Origin of the sequence: Bacillus sp. 16GRE42, assembly GCF_019837435.1 — a bacterium.
Classification (GTDB): domain Bacteria; phylum Bacillota; class Bacilli; order Bacillales; family Bacillaceae_G; genus Bacillus_A; species Bacillus_A wiedmannii.
Genome location: NZ_JADAXF010000003.1, coordinates 398117 through 414154, shown reverse-complemented (window position 1 = coordinate 414154; position 16038 = coordinate 398117). Strand labels below are relative to the sequence as shown.

Sequence of the window (16038 nt, the reverse complement as noted above, 5' to 3'; positions counted from 1 at the left end):
TTAATATATGTTCCAAACTTTACGCGTAGGGTTTCCTACGCTATTTATTTTGCTCATTGAGGTCAATCTTTCCTTCTCCTCTTCTACTTTTACCGACGATACTATTCTATATCAAGACATATTTCACATAAAAAGAGAAATCATTATTTACCATATTGCCCTTAGTTACTGAAACAATTATACTAGATGTAACCAGAATAAATAATCTGAATATTCTTAGAATTAAAGGTAATAGTTTTATACTCGCACATAGAGAGGTACGTTCTATTTTTCACCAAATAGATTAGAAAACGATAATAACACATTAGGAGGATTACGATGCACCAGCTTGATTCATTACATCCCATTATAGAAAAAATAATCAACAATATTGAAAAATTAATGGTTGGAAAAAGAAAAGAAACGATCTTAGCTTTGACAGCTCTCTTAGCTGAAGGTCATGTACTATTAGAAGATGTTCCTGGCGTTGGGAAAACAATGTTAGTACGTGCTCTTTCTAAATCTATTGATGCTGATTACAAGCGTATTCAATTCACACCTGATTTACTTCCATCAGATGTAACAGGTGTCTCTATTTATAATCCAAAAGAGCTCCAATTTGAGTTCAAGCCTGGACCAATCATGGGGAATTTTATACTGGCTGATGAAATTAATCGTACATCTCCAAAAACACAATCTGCCTTACTTGAAAGTATGGAAGAAGGCAATATTACAATAGATGGCATGACAAGACCGTTACCAAAACCGTTCTTTGTAATGGCTACACAAAATCCGGTCGAATATGAGGGAACATATCCTTTACCAGAAGCACAGCTCGATCGTTTCTTATTGAAACTAAAAATGGGATATCCTACACCAGAAGAAGAATTTGAAATTTTAAACCGGATGGAAAAAACGAATCCCCTCTCCCATTTACAAGCTATTACTACAATAGAAGAATTACTTTATTTACAACAAAGCGTACGGGAAGTAAGTATGGACAAGGCAATCAAGCATTACATTGTAAAGCTTGTTAGTCAGACTCGTTCTTATAGTTCTATACAACTTGGTGCAAGCCCGCGTGGCTCGATTGCTTTAATGAAAGCTTCACAAGCTTATGCTTTTATCCATGGTAGAAATTATGTTATTCCAGACGATGTTAAATTTTTAGCTCCTTACATATTGGCTCACAGACTCATTCTAAAAATGGAAGCAAAATTTGAAGGAATTACAGGAGAACAAGTTATCGCAAAAATCGTTGCACGAACTACCGTACCGACTCAAAGGAAGATGAACCTTTGATGAAACGAATACTACGATCACTCTATCATTTTACTAAGTTATCACTCATTCCGTTATGTCTAGTCTTAACATTTGTATACGCTATGCTTCAAGGAGGATTTGTAAGTTGGTTTTTGTTTTACAGTATGATTCCTATCAGCCTTTATTCACTATTACTCCCCTTCTATGCTTTACGAAACGCCGAGGTAAAACGAATAACAAATCAAGACGAATATATAGCAGGAGAATCATTTTTAAGCACCATTACAATAAAAAGAAAATTTCCTTTTCCCTTGCTTTATTTAATTATAGAAGATGTGCTACCATCACAATTCACAAATTGTAAACAAACGAAGATGAATAAAGTAATACTCTTTCCAGGATTGAAACGAAATATTTCATTTCAATATGCAATTGACACAATCCCTAGAGGAGAGCACTCTTTTTCAAGCGTACGTGTCAAAACTGGCGATCTATTCGGTATGATGGAGAAAGAAATAACTTTTTCAGTTCCAGATACATTTTTAGTCTATCCTCAGTATGTAGATATAACGTATCGACAAATGGAAAATCATTTCGAACAAGGAGCACTTTCAGCAAATATCAACTTAGTAAAAGATTCTACCATTTCTGTCGGTGTGAGAGACTATAAACCTGGTGACCGCTTTTCATGGATTGATTGGAAAGCAACTGCACGAACAAACAACATTATGACGAAAGAATTTGAACAACAGCGCAGCCATAATATTATGATATTCATGGACAGAACCTCATCCTCTCTATTCGAATCAGTCGTCACATTTACTGCCTCTATCGTCAGGGCTGTCTTGAAGCAAAATTCACCAGCGTCATTCGTGTCCTTCGGAAAAGAGCGAACTTTTTTCCCTTTAGACAATGGAGATAGTCAGTTGCATCAAATCTTTTGTCATTTAGCGAAAGTACAAGCGGACAGTGTATTCCCGCTCTCCCGGAGTGTTGAAATGGAATTAAGAAAAATTTATGAGCCTGTAACGATTATACTCGTGACAAGCGATCTTTCTCCCGATATTCAAAAGGCGGCTGACTATGCTGCTGTTAAAAATAGAAAATTAATGGTGTTTGTCGTAAAAGAAAAAGCAAATCAACTATCACATCGAGAACTCAGTATTCTAGAAACTCTGCAAAAAAGAAAAATATTTGTAAATGTGGTTTATGGAAACCAGTATACAAACGTGTTTTTTGAGGTGAGCAAATGATAACATTACAGGCAAAAAAACAATTGGATATGACTAGATTTTTCATGCATGCATGCGCATTTCTACTTTTACTAGAATGGCTAAGGCCACTTATAGGTATTACAAACGTAGGTAGATTAGATATTTTTGTAATATTTATAGGGATTTGCTTCACTCTCTCTTTTTTTCAAACAAGATGGCAGATTCCTATAAAGATTGTCACAATTTTATTCGTCATTCATTTCCTGTATTATAAAAATGCTTTTATAAACCCTTCTTGGTTAACGAAATTTTTTACTGATATTTCTCGTAATTCCTCCTTGTTATTTCAAGGGAATTTGCTAGATATTTCTCCAGTTTTTCCAACACTTTTATTTTTTTTATCATTTTGGTTTTTGAGTGCTTGCATCTCTTTTTGGATGATTCATAAAAAACGTGGGTTGTTATTTCTTATATTGACTATTATTTATATAACTGTTTTTCATAACCTGCATTTATATAATGCTAACTACGCTATTATTCGTACTGTTGTTATCGGATTTTTTATGCTTAGTCTTCTTCGCATAGAACGAATAAAAGAGATGGAACACTTACAAAATTATGCTAGAGAAATCTCAAAATTACTTAGACCTCTTATAGTATTTATTGTATTGTCAGCAACCATCGCATACTTCGCTCCAAAATTTGGCCCTCAATGGCCAAACCCAATGGATTTTTTAAAATTCAACACATCCGAAGCAAGTAAAAAGCAAGAAGTTTCTAAAATTGGGTATGGTTTAGATGACTCGAGATTAGGTGGTCCTTTTAAGGCAGATCCTACAATTGTATTCACAGCACAAACACAAAACAAACAATATTGGAGAGTCGAAACGAAAGATTTTTATACAGGAAAAGGCTGGGAGGTTTCTGAAAATCAAAAAAAGGTTTCTTTTAAAAATAAAAATGACGTCGTGAGCTGGTACGAACAAAATACAAAAACAGAGGCAACTGAGGCGACAATTACCATGCAAAAAAGTTATCCTCACCTTACCTATCCAGCAGGGTTAGTATCAGTTGAAGCTTCTTCTAATGTATCATACAGTGTTGACCCATTTTCAGAAAAAATCTATACGATGGACGGAGATTCTTCTACTACTTTACATTCATATAAAGTAACATATGAGGTCCCGGAGTTTTCCATAGAAAACTTAAAAGCTATAAAAATGAATGAAGGTCAAGAAACAAATCCTTATTTCATGACAAAGTACACGCAACTTCCCGAATCATTACCGCAGCGAGTAAGAGACTTAGCTGTTAATCTAACAAACGATAAAGACAACCGATATGATAAAGTATTGGCTATTGAAAACTACTTCACCGACCATTCTTTCGTATATGAAACAATGAATGTGTTGTTCCCTGCCAAAAACCAAGATTATGTTGATCAATTTCTTTTCGATACAAAAAGCGGCTACTGTAATAATTTCTCAACGTCTATGATCGTTTTACTTCGTTCTGCTGGGATTCCCGCTCGCTGGGTAAAAGGTTATACAGAAGGAACTCTTGATAATACGCTTGTGGGTGCTGAAGGTCAGGATGTTTATAAAATCGCGAACGATAACGCACACTCTTGGGTCGAAGTATATTTCCCCGGATACGGATGGATTCCATTCGAACCAACAAAAGGATTTACGAATCCCTATAATTTCACAAATAATACGCCTTCTCCTACTATACAAAATAGCGAAGAAACTAATACTCAAAACGCGCAAATGCACCAAAGAAACAATGAAGCAAAGCTTAAAAGTTTAATAGAAGATACAGAAGAAACCCCTACTAAAAAGATTACAAATTCTAAAAATAAATTTTCTTGGTGGTACGTATTGCTTTCTACTATACCAATTAGTATCATCGGATATACTCTCTTCGCTACTAGAATGAAATGGATTACATTTTTTATCATTCTTTTCTATAAATATCGAAAAGATGATACTGTTTATAGCAAAGCTTACAGTGCACTTTTGAAACAATTTGCGAGAACTGTTATACCACGAGAGGAAAGTCAAACATTCCGAGAATATGCTCTCCATATCGATACACTTTACAACTCAAATGATATGCAACAGCTTACTTTCAGTTATGAAAACGCTATGTATCAAAAGGGACAGGCCGCAGCAGAATGGGAAAAATCCGTACAGTTATGGGAAATCCTTATGAAAAAAGCAGCTTCTCCGCCTAAATCAAATGATTTTTATTCTGCGATTTAATCTTGAAAAAGCCTCAAAGAACTACATTGTTCTTTGAGGCTTTTTTTAATAAAGTGAAACTTCTAGTTATTCTCCAAGCACCTTCTCAATCTCAACCTCTAAATCCACCGGCTTCGTTTGTGGCGCAAAACGCCCTACTACTTTCCCGTCTTTTCCAATTAAAAACTTAGTAAAGTTCCATTTCACTGCTTTCATACCTAGCAAACCTGGTGCTTGTTCTGTCATGTATGTATACAGAGGATGAGCCTTATCACCTTTCACATCAATCTTTGCAAACATCGGGAAATTTACACCGTAGTTTAATTCACAAAAACTAGTAATATCTGCTTCTGTACCTGGTTCCTGTCCTCCGAATTGGTTACATGGGAAACCGAGTATTTCTAGTCCTTGGTCTTTATATTTATCATATATTTCTTGTAACCCTTTATATTGCGGTGTAAAACCACACTTGCTAGCTACATTTACAATAAGAAGCGCTTTTCCTTCGTAATCTTTTAACGATTTAGCTTCTCCTGTTATCGCTTTAGCTGAAAAATCATAAACTGTCATTTTCCTTGCCCCTCTCTTCACTATCATTCTATGTTTATACTATACTACATTCGTGAATATACAGCTTTTATTACGTACTTACACGATAAAATGATAGCGCTTTATTTCTGTTCGAAAATTCGACACAAACTACTAGACTTTTATGTTGGAAAGTTTTACAATTAAATTGTGAACAAAATGTGACAGTTTATATTCCATTATAAAAGAAAAGGATGGTGTTCATTATGAAAACTGCACAACATGAAATGATTTCAAATCGCGAGTTTTATTTCGTACTATATATGATGTTATTGTATGTGATTGGCTGGGTAATCGATGTAAATGGTTTATTTTTAAGCTCCTACTTTAATTTAGCAGGAGAAATTATGCTTCCAATCGTTGGTGGCATAGTTGGACTGTTCGTTATGTCTATCAATAAAGAACAAACGAAATAACAACACTTTAAAAAGGCAGAAGACGAGCTTTCGTTTTCTGCCTTTTTCTATTTTAGCGTATAATAGAAACATGCAGTAACTAAGGAGTGGTAATGATGAAAAAAGTAGAGCAATTATCTTCTCACCTATATCTTATTGATGATTTCGATTTACAACATAACGAACGAACTGGTACGTACGTTTTATTAGGTGACGATATTACTTTAATTGAAACTTGTGCAGCCCCTTCTCTTCCGTATATTTTAGACGGCTTACAACAATTACATATTGATTTAAGCGATGTAAAAAACATTGTTGTTACACATGTTCATTTAGATCACGCCGGGGCTGCTGGTTTAATGATGGAAAAGTGTCCACATGCTACTTTATATGTGCATTCTCGCGGTGCTCGTCATATGATTGACCCAACAAAACTCATTTTAGGCGCAAAAGCTGTATACAAAGAAGATTTCGATAAACTATTTGATCCAATTCTTCCTATAGAAGAAAAACGTGTTCGTATTGTACAAAATGGTGATACGTTAAAAATTGCCGAAGACCGTACACTTACATTTTACGATACACCGGGACATGCTAAGCACCATATTAGCATTCACGATTCATTAACAAATGGCATTTTTACTGGCGATACAATAGGAATTTACTATAGAGAACTCGCAGACCTTGGTGTAGAACTATATTTACCATCAACGTCCCCTTCACAATTCCAACCAGATGCGATGATTGCTTCTAAAAATCATATTCAAAGTATGAATGTAGATACTATTTATTTCGGCCATTACGGTGCATCATCCAATGTTACAGAAGTATATAACCAACTGGAACATTGGTTACCTATTTTCGTTCATACTGGTAAAGAGGTCTTTGAACAGTATAATGATTTCGATGAGGCTACTAAAGCATTACAAACTGTATTAATGGATAAGATCTCTTCTCACCTTACAAAATTAAAGGTTCCATCAGATCATTCCGTTTATAACATTTTACATCTAGATATAGAAATTAGCGCGATGGGCATTATAGATTATTTCACGAAGCAAGAAAAAGTAAATTCCACTATTAAATAACCGTAAAAGAAGAGATATACAACGGTAGTTATTGTATATCTCTTCTTTTTTTGAATATATTTTGAGTAAAGGATGGTGGAATGTAATGCAAAAAGTGATGCTATATCTCTGCTTCACCTTATTTATCATCTTATTATTATTTGTCGGAGTGAAAATTCAATTTTATTTAGATACAGACGCGCAGGTGAACTTTAACGTGTATCCAAGGTTATTCTACTTTACACTCTTCCCTCTTATAGTTGGCATTTTATTACGATTCCTTCAATCCATTAATCGCGAAACGAGTAAACAAAACTGGAGCTTTCAACCGGATAAATTTATCGCGCTTACGTTGCCTACGCTATTCATTTCCTTTTCTCCAGCTCTACTCTTTTCACCCGTTGGTGCATACCTACCTTATTTAGCTAATATTATTCTTATAAATACAACTTTTGTTACGATAATTAGTTTAATAGCTGGTTATTCCCTTTTAGATTGTTTTATACAAAAAGACAAGGAGAATAGTAAGGAATATAACTAAGTGATTTCCCACTTTTACTTTATTAAGCAAATCAAGATAATTATGCCCTGACTTGTATGCAAAAGAACTTAATGTTCAATTTTTAAGTGTCGTTGGTTATGGTAGTTTATTTATAAGTGCAATACTCCTTGTAAGAGTTGCTATATATGTGGTAAGGAAATTTATGTAATAACAAAACGAGTATGAAATCGCATAGATTTTATACTCGTTTTTTATTGTTCATATATTTAATTGACAATAGGAAATTTATGTTAAAATTAAGAAAGTCGTGCACTAAGTCAAAATATATTTCAAACAAGGGAGACTTATTATGAAATTAGGGACTTTCTCGTTTCTAACGTTTCTCGCAAGTATATGTTCTTTCTTTATTTTAAGAGGACCTCATGCAAATTTAACTTTAATTATTACGATTTTAGGCATACTTTCATTACTCGGAATTATTTTTGCGATCGCATCAAAAAATTGGTTATTCGGAATAGTTGGTACAGCATTAAATGCAGTAATATTAGTATTTGTATATTTCTTATTGCTAGCAAAAGGAATAGGTGGTTAATATATTTACGTTTCAATAAGAAAAGCTCACAGCTTAGGCTATGAGCTTTTTTATTTATCGCACCTTTTCATCTACATACTCCATAAACTGCTCTGCTTTCATAAACCTTTCTTTGTACGCCTCAGGTATATCTTCTACTTTTATTCCACCAGTCGATTTAGTCTTCACTCGTACTATTTCATGTGTCATTAAAGCTTCCATATAGCGATCAAACTCTTCTTTCGTTAATATTTCTTTACTAGATTTATGACCATTTAATTTATCAAAGTATGGTTGAAGGCCCATACTTACCTTTTTCATTTCTTCTCTTTTTTCTGGTGATAATTGATCATAATCAATATTACCGTTCGAATCCCCGTACGCAAGCTTTGCATTTGTTAATTTTTTTAGTTCTTTTGTAAATTCTTCATATTCCTTCGCACCCATTTCATCTTTCGCTTCTGATAATTTTGCATTAAAACGCATATATGTTTCTAACGTCATTGCTCCAGCATGTTTTTTTAAATTCTCAAACGATCCGTATATACCATCCGCCATAATAGATTGATACGCAAAACCAGTCGTTGGGAGTAAAAATGCTGCCGCAAGCACCCCTGCGATAAGGCGCTTCTTCCTTTTACTTCCCCCGCTCTTCATTTTTATTTGGACAATTACTTTTTCCTTTAACTCCGGCGGAGCAATAATCCCCTTCGCTTCTTCTTGTATAGATTCTCTAACTCTACAATCTAAGCTCATTTCACATTCCCTACCTCTCCTAAAAAGATTTCTTCTACTTGCTCTTTTTGACGTAGTTTCTTTAATGCCGCATGAATTCTAGACTTCACTGTACCGATTGGAATATGTAATATGTGTGCTACTTCTTCTTGAGTGTAATCGTGTAAGTATCTTAAGATAATAACTTGTTTCAATTTATACGGTAATTTATGAATGAGTTTGATTAGTTTTTGATTTGATATTTTACTTACAACATCATTAGAAAAATCAATTTGCACTGGTTTTCTTTGTTCTTCTGCTTTTTTTATAATGCGTAGTCGCATCCACCTCTTTCTTCTATAAGAGTGAATTTGTTTAATCGCAAGTCCAATTAGCCAAGGACGAAATGGCTTCTCACCATCATACTTACGAAGCGATTCATATAGTTGTATGTATATTTCTTGAACGACATCATCTACATCCGTTTTATCACCTATTAAAAAATGTGCTGTTTTATATACTTCTTGAATCGTTTTATCATACAATTCGCTATACGCTTCTTTATTGCCTGATAAAGTTAATTGGATTAAATCTGAATACACTGTTTCCCCCTTCATGTACCATCCCTCCTTTGTCCTACACTATATATTGGCAAGAAAACGATATTTCGTTCGATTTCTTTCAAAGTTTTTTCAAATAAATTAATATAATGATGCAATGACTTCATAAGCTTCACTTATAACCCTGCATAACAATTATATAATTTTCCAATTTCTAATAAAGATTTAAAATAATATATATATTCAAATTTAGGAGGATGTATATGAAAGCTATCATTGTAACGTCGTTCGGTGGTCCTGAAGTGATGAAATATACAGATGTGGATATGCCGACTATTTCAGAAGATCAAGTTTTGATTCGCGTTGTTGCTACTAGTATAAATTTCGCCGATATTAAATCCCGTTATGGTAAAAAAGGAAATACAGCACTACCTTTTATACCAGGGATAGATGCCGCTGGTATTGTAGAACGTGTCGGTTCTCAAGTGAAAAATATTTATCCTGGACAACGTGTCATTGCTTTTCCTCAAAATGGATCTTACGCAGAATACGTTTTCGCAAACGAAAACCTTACTTTCGTTTTACCTGATAACGTCGATTTTCAAACTGCAGCTGCTTGTCCGATTGTATCTTTTACAAGCTATAATTTACTCGCAAATGTTGCAAGGCTTCAACAAGGTGAGTCTGTACTCATTCATGCAGCGGCTGGTGGAATTGGTACGACAGCAATTCAACTTGCAAAACGATTAGGGGCTGGAACAATTATCGGTACTGTTGGAAATGAAGCGAAAGGTAAAATCGCTTTAGATGCTGGAGCTGATTATGTTATTTGTCATCAAGATGAGGGTTTTGTAGAGAAAATCAATGCGCTGACAAATGGCGAAGGGGTCGATGTAATTTTAGATTCTATTTCTGGAACGGTTTCGGAAAGAAGTTTAAAATGTCTTGCTTATTACGGTCGCCTCGTTCATTTCGGTAATGCAAGCGGTGAAATTGGTAACTTTCAAACGAAAGATTTACACGCAAGTTGCCGCTCTATACTCGGTTTTAGCTTCGGCACTACACGAAAAAAACGTCCTGAACTCCTCCAAGAAACTGCAAATGAAGTTTTCCGCTATTTGCGTGACGGAAGTTTACAAATTAAAGCCACGAAATCTTTTCCACTTCAAGATGCAGGGAAAGCACATGAATGGGTCGAAAGTAGAAAAAGTACAGGGAAAGTAATACTAACTGTTCAGTCCTCTTCCTGAAATGAATACTTGAAACCGAGGTGTCATTCATGGGATCACGAATTATGCATGCTATTATCGCTAACAGGATTGCCGAGAAATTATCTATTCAAGATAAAACTTCTTTCATACTTGGAGGTGTGGCCCCTGATGCGGTTCATTCAGCAGAAGAAAAAGGAACTTCACACTTTTACGCTGGCACAACGAAAAACTATACGAGAAGGATAGATTTCAATTCTTTTTTTCAAAAATATAAAGCTCATATGGATTCCCCTTTTCTTCTTGGCTATTACACCCATCTCATTGCCGATGACAATTGGCTAAGTGGCTTTTTTCTACCATGGCTAAAAAATAGAATAGAAAATGACGAAACGATCGCACCTATGTACTATAACGATTTTAAATTGTTAAATGCAAAGTTGCTTCATCATTATGATACAGAACAGCAGCTCTTCTCTCTTCTCAACCAAGAGGCTCACATTGTGGATATTGAAGAAGTTTCTAAAGAAAACATATTAGCTTTTCGGAAGTATCTTTTTGAAGATATGTTGTATCCGGAGCAACATTTGCATGAAGACTTACAAGTATTTACGTTTAATCAAATCATTGGTTATATTGAGACAGCTATTGAAAAAGGCGTATTTTATATTAATCAACTCTCTAATGAAAAATCCACTTCAAACATGTAATCCCCCTCAATATATTTGAGGGGGATTTTCACATAGCAATATTATTATTTGTTCTTTTCCATAACCGCAAAATAATTGCCTTCACTATCAGCAAAGTTAAATACTTTACCAGAAGGCATAGTTACCATTTCACCAACAGTAACATTTTTATTTTTTAAATCTGTAGATAATTGATCAAGATTTTCTGAGAAGAACATTAAAGATGGTGTACCAAGATTTAATTCTGGGCTCATCTTAGAAATAACTTCTTTGTTATGTAGTATGATACTCGTTTCTGCACCGTTAGTCGGAGCGATTTCAATCCATCTCATTCCTTGCTTGTTATCTTCCTCTGCAACTACATGAAACCCTACCTTTTCCGTCCAAAAATTTACTGCCTCATCTTGATTATTTACATACAACATAATTTGTCCAACTTTATGGATCATTTCATTTCCCCCTAATGGTTTTTATATTCTATGTAGGTTTCTACAGGTGCTACCGTTATTCCTTTTGAATTTATATGTACTTCTTTGCAAAATTTATCGACTGACTCATCCCATCCAATTCGTCAAAGTAATCATTTCTTTCAATCATGTTATATCCGTCGAATCTAATTTCATCTAATACCTTGAAGAATATATCGAAATCCACTTCACCATTTCCTGCTGCTACTTCTATATACTTACTCGAACTATCACTTTTTACTTCTTTACAATCTTTAATATGAGTTTGTACTATATAATCTTTTAATAGTAATAAACCTTCTACCGGATTTTCATTTACATTACTTATTAAATTTGCTGGGTCAAAGTTAACCGCTAGTCCTTTTGAATTTATATTTTCTAAAAATCTTTTTAACACTATCGCTTTTTCAGAACCAGTCTCAATTGCGAAAATCCCTCCAAATTTGAGTGCTAATTCCCCTATCTCATAACAAACTCGTTCCATTTTATTATAATACTCACTTTTTTCATCATCTGGAATTCCCCCGATATGAGCTGTTATTATCTTTGCTCCTAGATCCAAACCTCTGTCAGTAATGTATTTAAACTGATCTATTTCACTGTCAACTTCCGTTCCCACAATTCCATTTTCTCCAAAGCTAATTGCTAATGATGGAACCTTTATTCCATTAAAAGATAAGCTTTTCTTTAAAGTATTCCATTCTACCCTTGGAATATTAGCTAAGTTGAAGTTCTTATTCATAGCATATAATTGAATACATTCTACATTCCATTCTCTCGCCTTATTTATTCCTTCATTTACTTCAATATGTTTCGTATTTAAAAACATTCCTAATTTCCTATCCATATATGTACCTTCTTTTTATTATTTCGCATCAGTTTAATATTCGACTCTCTTTATATTACTTCCTTGTACAAAACTAAATGAGAAATAATTTACCTTTATCGATATTTCTTATAATATAGGTACATTTAAATTCCCTTTGTTATTGAATTACAAACAAAAAAGACGTAACTACAAATAGTTACGTCTCCCTAATTATTTATCTAGGTTTTTTCTTCCCAGTAAATGCTGGTTTCTTTTTCTTTGGTGCTTTCGGTTTCGTTTCTACAAATGATCCGTTGAACATTTCTTGCTTCGTAAACACGATACCTAATTTTTTTGCAAATTGAAGTAATTTACGCTCTTCTTGTTGTGTTACAAGAGAAACGACAGTTCCTTCTTTACCCATACGTCCTGTACGTCCTGAGCGGTGAATATATTGGTCTACTGTGTCTGGTAACTCCAAGTGGATTACATGTGTTAAATCATCGATATCTATTCCACGTGCTGCAATATCAGTAGCAAGTAGAATTTCTAATTTCCCGCTGCGGAAAGCACGCATCGTTGCTTCACGCTCTTGCTTACTTGCCTCTGAATGAAGAGCTGCTGCTTTCATTTTACGGAATTGCAATTTCTGAGTAATTTCATCTAAACGGAATGGGTCATTTAAGAAAGCAACAGCTTTTACATCGCCCATATGCATAATTCTTCTTACGTAATCATTTTTTTCGCGTCGCTCACAAATGATATACGTATGCTCAACTAGGCTTTTTGACTCTGCACGTGTTATACGTACTAATTGTGGTTCAACTGCTAAATCACGTGCAGCATCTTCTGCCGCTTTTGTAATTGTCGCCGAGAAGAATACTAATTGACGATCTCGCATTGTAGATTTAATTACATCTTGTACTGCGCCCATCATCTTTTGTTTTACAATTTGATCAAACTCATCAAATACAATCGTTTTTACTTCATGCATCTTTAGCTTTTTCATTCGAATTAATTCTAAAATACGTCCTGGTGAACCGACAATTACTCTCGGGTGTTTCTTTAATTTTTCAACTTGGCGCTTAATATCTGCACCACCAATTAAAGATGCCCCTGAAATTTCAGTCCCTGCTGTAAACTTTTGAACCTCTTCGTGAATTTGCATGACAAGCTCACGTGTTGGCGCTAAAACAACAACTTGTGGTTGTTTTACTTCAGGATTGATTTTATGTAAAAGGGGTAATAAGTACGCTAATGTTTTTCCTGTTCCAGTTGGAGATTCAGCTATAACGTCTTGTCCTTCTAAAATAGTTGGAATCGCTTGTTTTTGAATTTCAGTTAATTCTTTAAAACCAGCCTTCTCCCAAGCTTGTTGTAAAAATGGTTGCATATCTTTTATCATTTGTTTTTCTCCTTTATCTCTATTTTTGAAGAAAATGTTGTATTGTTCGCACCGTTTCTATCATGTGTGAAATAACAGCTATTAAATCATCAACATGGTCTTCTGTAATCGCTTTTTGAAATAGAACCTCTACCTTATTATGATATGAAATCGCTTGCTTATTATATTCGTATGAAATTTTCTGCGTAATCATTCTTTCTTTTCCCCATATAGAATGCATGAAAGTTTCAATTTCTTCACACACTACCTCTGGCTTTTCTATCGGGAATGAAAATGCTAACTTCATTTCACAACCTGGTGTAAATTGTGGTACTTCCAATATTTCACCAGACAAGTTCTTTGCATCTACAGATAGTGAAAATGTTGCTTTTACTACCGGTTCGAACGGTTCTGTTAATTGAAATGAAATATGGTATATACGACTTAATGAGGCAAGGTCCATCATATCTTTTCGATCTGTTACAAGAATATCTCCATGTAAATCAAAATCATAAACAGCACCTTCTACGATTACTTTTAAATTATCAAAAGCAGTTGGATCAAACATAATTTCCTCCAAAAAACAGGCGCCTTTCGATGGAAAGGCGCCACTTGATGTATATATAGTTTACAGATAAACGAGATGAATTACAACCTTTTAGAATAAACCTACTGCTTTTCCATCTTCATTTACATCCATTTGTAGTGCTGCTGGCTGTTTTGGAAGGCCTGGCATTGTTAACATTGTTCCTGTTAACGCAACGATAAACCCTGCACCAATAGATGGTTTTAGCTCACGAATTGTAACGATAAAGTCAGATGGACGACCTAATTTTGTTGCATCGTCAGAAAGAGAGTATTGTGTTTTAGCCATACAAATTGGTAGGTTACTCCATCCTTCTCCTTCATATTGAGCTAATTGCTTACGTGCTTTCGGAGCAAACTCAATATCTTTTGCACCGTACACCTTTTGAGCAATTGTACGAATTTTTTCTTCTAATGGTAATTCTAATTCATAAAGTGGTGCGTAGTTGTTCTCACCTTTTTCGATTTCTTTTAATACTTTTTCAGCAAGGTCAACTCCGCCTTGGCCACCTTTCTCCCAAACTTCCGTTAAGGATACTGCATAACCACGCTCATTGCACCACTCTTGTAAGTATGCAACTTCTGCATCTGTATCTGTAATAAATTTATTAATTGCAATTACGAAAGGTACACCGAAGCTTTGAATTGTTTCAACATGCTTCTGTAAGTTTTCCATACCTTTTGCTAATGCGTCTACATTTTCTTCTTTTAATTGATCTTTTGCTACGCCGCCATGCATTTTAAGCGCACGGATCGTCGCAACAATAACAACTGCTTCTGGTTTAATGCCAGCAGCACGAGCTTTAATATCTAAAAACTTCTCTGCACCTAAATCAGCACCAAATCCAGCTTCTGTAATAACATAATCACCTAATTTTGCGGCCATTGTTGTAGCGATAACACTGTTACAACCGTGAGCGATATTCGCAAATGGTCCACCGTGAATGATAGCTGGTGTATTTTCTAACGTTTGCACTAAGTTTGGTTTTAATGCGTCTTTTAATAATAATGTTAACGCACCTTCTACACCTAAATCTTTAACCGTTACAGGTTGATTTGCAAAGTTATAAGCAACTACGATGCGAGATAGACGCGCTTTTAAATCTTGAATATCTGTTGCAAGGCAGAATACGGCCATAATTTCAGATGCCACTGTAATATCGAAACCGTCTTCACGTGGTACACCTTGAACTGGTCCACCAAGACCAATTACTACGTTACGTAGGGCACGATCATTTAAGTCAACACAGCGTTTCCAAACGATTTTACGCGTATCAATCCCAAGTGTGTTTCCTTGTTGGATATGATTATCAATAAACGCCGCTAACGCGTTATTAGCAGTTGTGATCGCATGAATATCTCCAGTAAAGTGAAGGTTAATGTCTTCCATAGGTACAACCTGTGAAAAACCACCACCTGCTGCTCCGCCTTTTAGTCCCATCGTTGGTCCAAGAGATGGTTCGCGAAGTGCAATTACTGTTTTCTTACCAATTTTATTAAAAGCTTGACCTAAACCAACTGTTACTGTTGATTTACCTTCTCCAGCTGGAGTTGGGTTAATCGCTGTTACTAAAACAACTTTACCGTCTTTCTCATCCTGTAAGCGCTTAAAAATGTCAAGAGATAACTTACCTTTATAATGTCCGTATGGCTCTAATTCATCTTCTAAAATATTTAATTCAGCTGCAATTTCTTGAATCTTCTTCATACTCGCTTCTTGTGCGATTTCAATGTCGGATTTAACTGTTGTAGTAGTTGTCATATACCCTAGTCCCCCTTTAATTGATTCTGATGATATTGT

Annotated in this window: 17 protein-coding genes; 9 read left to right on the top strand and 8 right to left on the bottom strand. The window is 34.9% G+C overall.

Annotated elements, in window-relative coordinates; genetic code table 11:
• Nucleotides 1-318 precede the first annotated feature (318 nt).
• The 3 genes from ILS93_RS18645 to ILS93_RS18635 are packed head-to-tail and all read left to right on the top strand — an operon-like array spanning nucleotide 319 to nucleotide 4720.
• The gene (locus ILS93_RS18645; protein ID WP_078420013.1) at nucleotides 319-1281 is read left to right on the top strand and encodes an AAA family ATPase; all 963 of its coding nucleotides are present in this window, start codon (nucleotides 319-321) and stop codon (nucleotides 1279-1281) included.
• Complete coding sequence (locus tag ILS93_RS18640) at nucleotides 1281-2495, top strand: DUF58 domain-containing protein (RefSeq protein ID WP_098103187.1); 1215 nt, start codon at nucleotides 1281-1283, stop codon at nucleotides 2493-2495. Before ILS93_RS18645 ends, ILS93_RS18640 begins: the two co-directional genes overlap by 1 nt.
• Nucleotides 2492-4720 carry a transglutaminase TgpA family protein gene (locus ILS93_RS18635; protein WP_098103186.1) on the top strand — a complete coding sequence of 743 codons (2229 nt, stop codon included), beginning with the start codon at nucleotides 2492-2494 and terminating at the stop codon, nucleotides 4718-4720. Before ILS93_RS18640 ends, ILS93_RS18635 begins: the two co-directional genes overlap by 4 nt.
• 66 nt (nucleotides 4721-4786) lie before the next feature.
• Here the strand turns inward: ILS93_RS18635 and bsaA are convergent, their stop codons facing one another.
• The gene (gene bsaA, locus ILS93_RS18630) at nucleotides 4787-5269 is read right to left on the bottom strand and encodes a glutathione peroxidase (protein ID WP_098103185.1); all 483 of its coding nucleotides are present in this window, start codon (nucleotides 5267-5269) and stop codon (nucleotides 4787-4789) included.
• Nucleotides 5270-5493: 224 nt separating this feature from the next.
• Here bsaA and ILS93_RS18625 point away from each other — a divergent pair, with 224 nt between their 5' ends.
• From ILS93_RS18625 to ILS93_RS18610, 4 genes are all read left to right on the top strand, one after another.
• Complete coding sequence (locus ILS93_RS18625; protein WP_064473983.1) at nucleotides 5494-5703, top strand: DUF3925 family protein; 210 nt, start codon at nucleotides 5494-5496, stop codon at nucleotides 5701-5703.
• Between the two features lie 95 nt (nucleotides 5704-5798).
• On the top strand, nucleotides 5799-6770 hold the full coding sequence (locus ILS93_RS18620; protein WP_064473984.1) for an MBL fold metallo-hydrolase: 972 nt from the start codon (nucleotides 5799-5801) through the stop codon (nucleotides 6768-6770).
• A gap of 85 nt (nucleotides 6771-6855) precedes the next feature.
• Nucleotides 6856-7290: a hypothetical protein gene (locus tag ILS93_RS18615; protein ID WP_142315087.1), complete on the top strand. Its 435-nt coding sequence runs from the start codon at nucleotides 6856-6858 to the stop codon at nucleotides 7288-7290.
• Nucleotides 7291-7600: 310 nt separating this feature from the next.
• Entirely contained in the window at nucleotides 7601-7843 is a 243-nt protein-coding gene (locus tag ILS93_RS18610; RefSeq protein ID WP_002065089.1) for a hypothetical protein, read from the top strand.
• Between the two features lie 54 nt (nucleotides 7844-7897).
• On the opposite strand, the gene ILS93_RS18605 is transcribed toward ILS93_RS18610, so the two are convergent.
• A complete protein-coding gene (locus tag ILS93_RS18605; RefSeq protein WP_064473985.1) occupies nucleotides 7898-8578 on the bottom strand; it encodes a DUF3600 domain-containing protein in 681 nt (226 codons plus the stop codon).
• A complete protein-coding gene (locus ILS93_RS18600) occupies nucleotides 8575-9153 on the bottom strand; it encodes a sigma-70 family RNA polymerase sigma factor (RefSeq protein WP_088046618.1) in 579 nt (192 codons plus the stop codon). The genes ILS93_RS18605 and ILS93_RS18600 overlap by 4 nt, the downstream gene beginning before the upstream one ends.
• Before the next feature lie 206 nt (nucleotides 9154-9359).
• On the opposite strand from ILS93_RS18600, the gene ILS93_RS18595 reads away from it, so the two are divergent.
• Together ILS93_RS18595 and ILS93_RS18590 are read left to right on the top strand one after the other, a co-directional pair.
• Nucleotides 9360-10346, top strand: a complete 987-nt coding sequence (locus ILS93_RS18595) for a quinone oxidoreductase family protein (RefSeq protein ID WP_064473986.1) — start codon at nucleotides 9360-9362, stop codon at nucleotides 10344-10346.
• Between the two features lie 29 nt (nucleotides 10347-10375).
• Nucleotides 10376-11014, top strand: coding sequence for a zinc dependent phospholipase C family protein (locus ILS93_RS18590; RefSeq protein WP_061672518.1), 639 nt, complete (start codon nucleotides 10376-10378; stop codon nucleotides 11012-11014).
• Nucleotides 11015-11058: 44 nt separating this feature from the next.
• On the opposite strand, the gene ILS93_RS18585 is transcribed toward ILS93_RS18590, so the two are convergent.
• The 5 genes from ILS93_RS18585 to ILS93_RS18565 all read right to left on the bottom strand — a co-directional run bounded on the left by ILS93_RS18585 (nucleotide 11059) and on the right by ILS93_RS18565 (nucleotide 15999).
• Nucleotides 11059-11442, bottom strand: coding sequence for a VOC family protein (locus ILS93_RS18585; RefSeq protein ID WP_222661073.1), 384 nt, complete (start codon nucleotides 11440-11442; stop codon nucleotides 11059-11061).
• A 70-nt stretch (nucleotides 11443-11512) separates the two neighbouring features.
• Entirely contained in the window at nucleotides 11513-12307 is a 795-nt protein-coding gene (locus tag ILS93_RS18580; protein ID WP_064473987.1) for a sugar phosphate isomerase/epimerase family protein, read from the bottom strand.
• 196 nt (nucleotides 12308-12503) lie between these two features.
• On the bottom strand, nucleotides 12504-13673 hold the full coding sequence (locus ILS93_RS18575) for a DEAD/DEAH box helicase (RefSeq protein WP_000588609.1): 1170 nt from the start codon (nucleotides 13671-13673) through the stop codon (nucleotides 12504-12506).
• Nucleotides 13674-13692: 19 nt separating this feature from the next.
• Nucleotides 13693-14220, bottom strand: coding sequence for a hypothetical protein (locus tag ILS93_RS18570; RefSeq protein ID WP_000460226.1), 528 nt, complete (start codon nucleotides 14218-14220; stop codon nucleotides 13693-13695).
• 90 nt (nucleotides 14221-14310) lie between these two features.
• A complete protein-coding gene (locus ILS93_RS18565; RefSeq protein ID WP_046953671.1) occupies nucleotides 14311-15999 on the bottom strand; it encodes a formate--tetrahydrofolate ligase in 1689 nt (562 codons plus the stop codon).
• Nucleotides 16000-16038 lie beyond the last annotated feature (39 nt).

Bases quoted from the DNA above. Each gene is read 5' to 3' on its own strand.
- ILS93_RS18625 (WP_064473983.1), top strand. From the start codon at position 5,494: ATGAAAACTGCACAACATGAAATGATTTCAAATCGCGAGTTTTATTTC.
- ILS93_RS18610 (WP_002065089.1), top strand. From the start codon at position 7,601: ATGAAATTAGGGACTTTCTCGTTTCTAACGTTTCTCGCAAGTATATGT.
- bsaA (WP_098103185.1), bottom strand. From the start codon at position 5,269: ATGACAGTTTATGATTTTTCAGCTAAAGCGATAACAGGAGAAGCTAAA.
- ILS93_RS18615 (WP_142315087.1), top strand. From the start codon at position 6,856: ATGCAAAAAGTGATGCTATATCTCTGCTTCACCTTATTTATCATCTTA.
- ILS93_RS18585 (WP_222661073.1), bottom strand. From the start codon at position 11,442: ATGATCCATAAAGTTGGACAAATTATGTTGTATGTAAATAATCAAGAT.
- ILS93_RS18590 (WP_061672518.1), top strand. From the start codon at position 10,376: ATGGGATCACGAATTATGCATGCTATTATCGCTAACAGGATTGCCGAG.
- ILS93_RS18605 (WP_064473985.1), bottom strand. From the start codon at position 8,578: ATGAGCTTAGATTGTAGAGTTAGAGAATCTATACAAGAAGAAGCGAAG.
- ILS93_RS18565 (WP_046953671.1), bottom strand. From the start codon at position 15,999: ATGACAACTACTACAACAGTTAAATCCGACATTGAAATCGCACAAGAA.
- ILS93_RS18570 (WP_000460226.1), bottom strand. From the start codon at position 14,220: ATGTTTGATCCAACTGCTTTTGATAATTTAAAAGTAATCGTAGAAGGT.
- ILS93_RS18600 (WP_088046618.1), bottom strand. From the start codon at position 9,153: ATGAAGGGGGAAACAGTGTATTCAGATTTAATCCAATTAACTTTATCA.
- ILS93_RS18645 (WP_078420013.1), top strand. From the start codon at position 319: ATGCACCAGCTTGATTCATTACATCCCATTATAGAAAAAATAATCAAC.
- ILS93_RS18575 (WP_000588609.1), bottom strand. From the start codon at position 13,673: ATGATAAAAGATATGCAACCATTTTTACAACAAGCTTGGGAGAAGGCT.
- ILS93_RS18580 (WP_064473987.1), bottom strand. From the start codon at position 12,307: ATGGATAGGAAATTAGGAATGTTTTTAAATACGAAACATATTGAAGTA.
- ILS93_RS18635 (WP_098103186.1), top strand. From the start codon at position 2,492: ATGATAACATTACAGGCAAAAAAACAATTGGATATGACTAGATTTTTC.
- ILS93_RS18620 (WP_064473984.1), top strand. From the start codon at position 5,799: ATGAAAAAAGTAGAGCAATTATCTTCTCACCTATATCTTATTGATGAT.
- ILS93_RS18640 (WP_098103187.1), top strand. From the start codon at position 1,281: ATGAAACGAATACTACGATCACTCTATCATTTTACTAAGTTATCACTC.
- ILS93_RS18595 (WP_064473986.1), top strand. From the start codon at position 9,360: ATGAAAGCTATCATTGTAACGTCGTTCGGTGGTCCTGAAGTGATGAAA.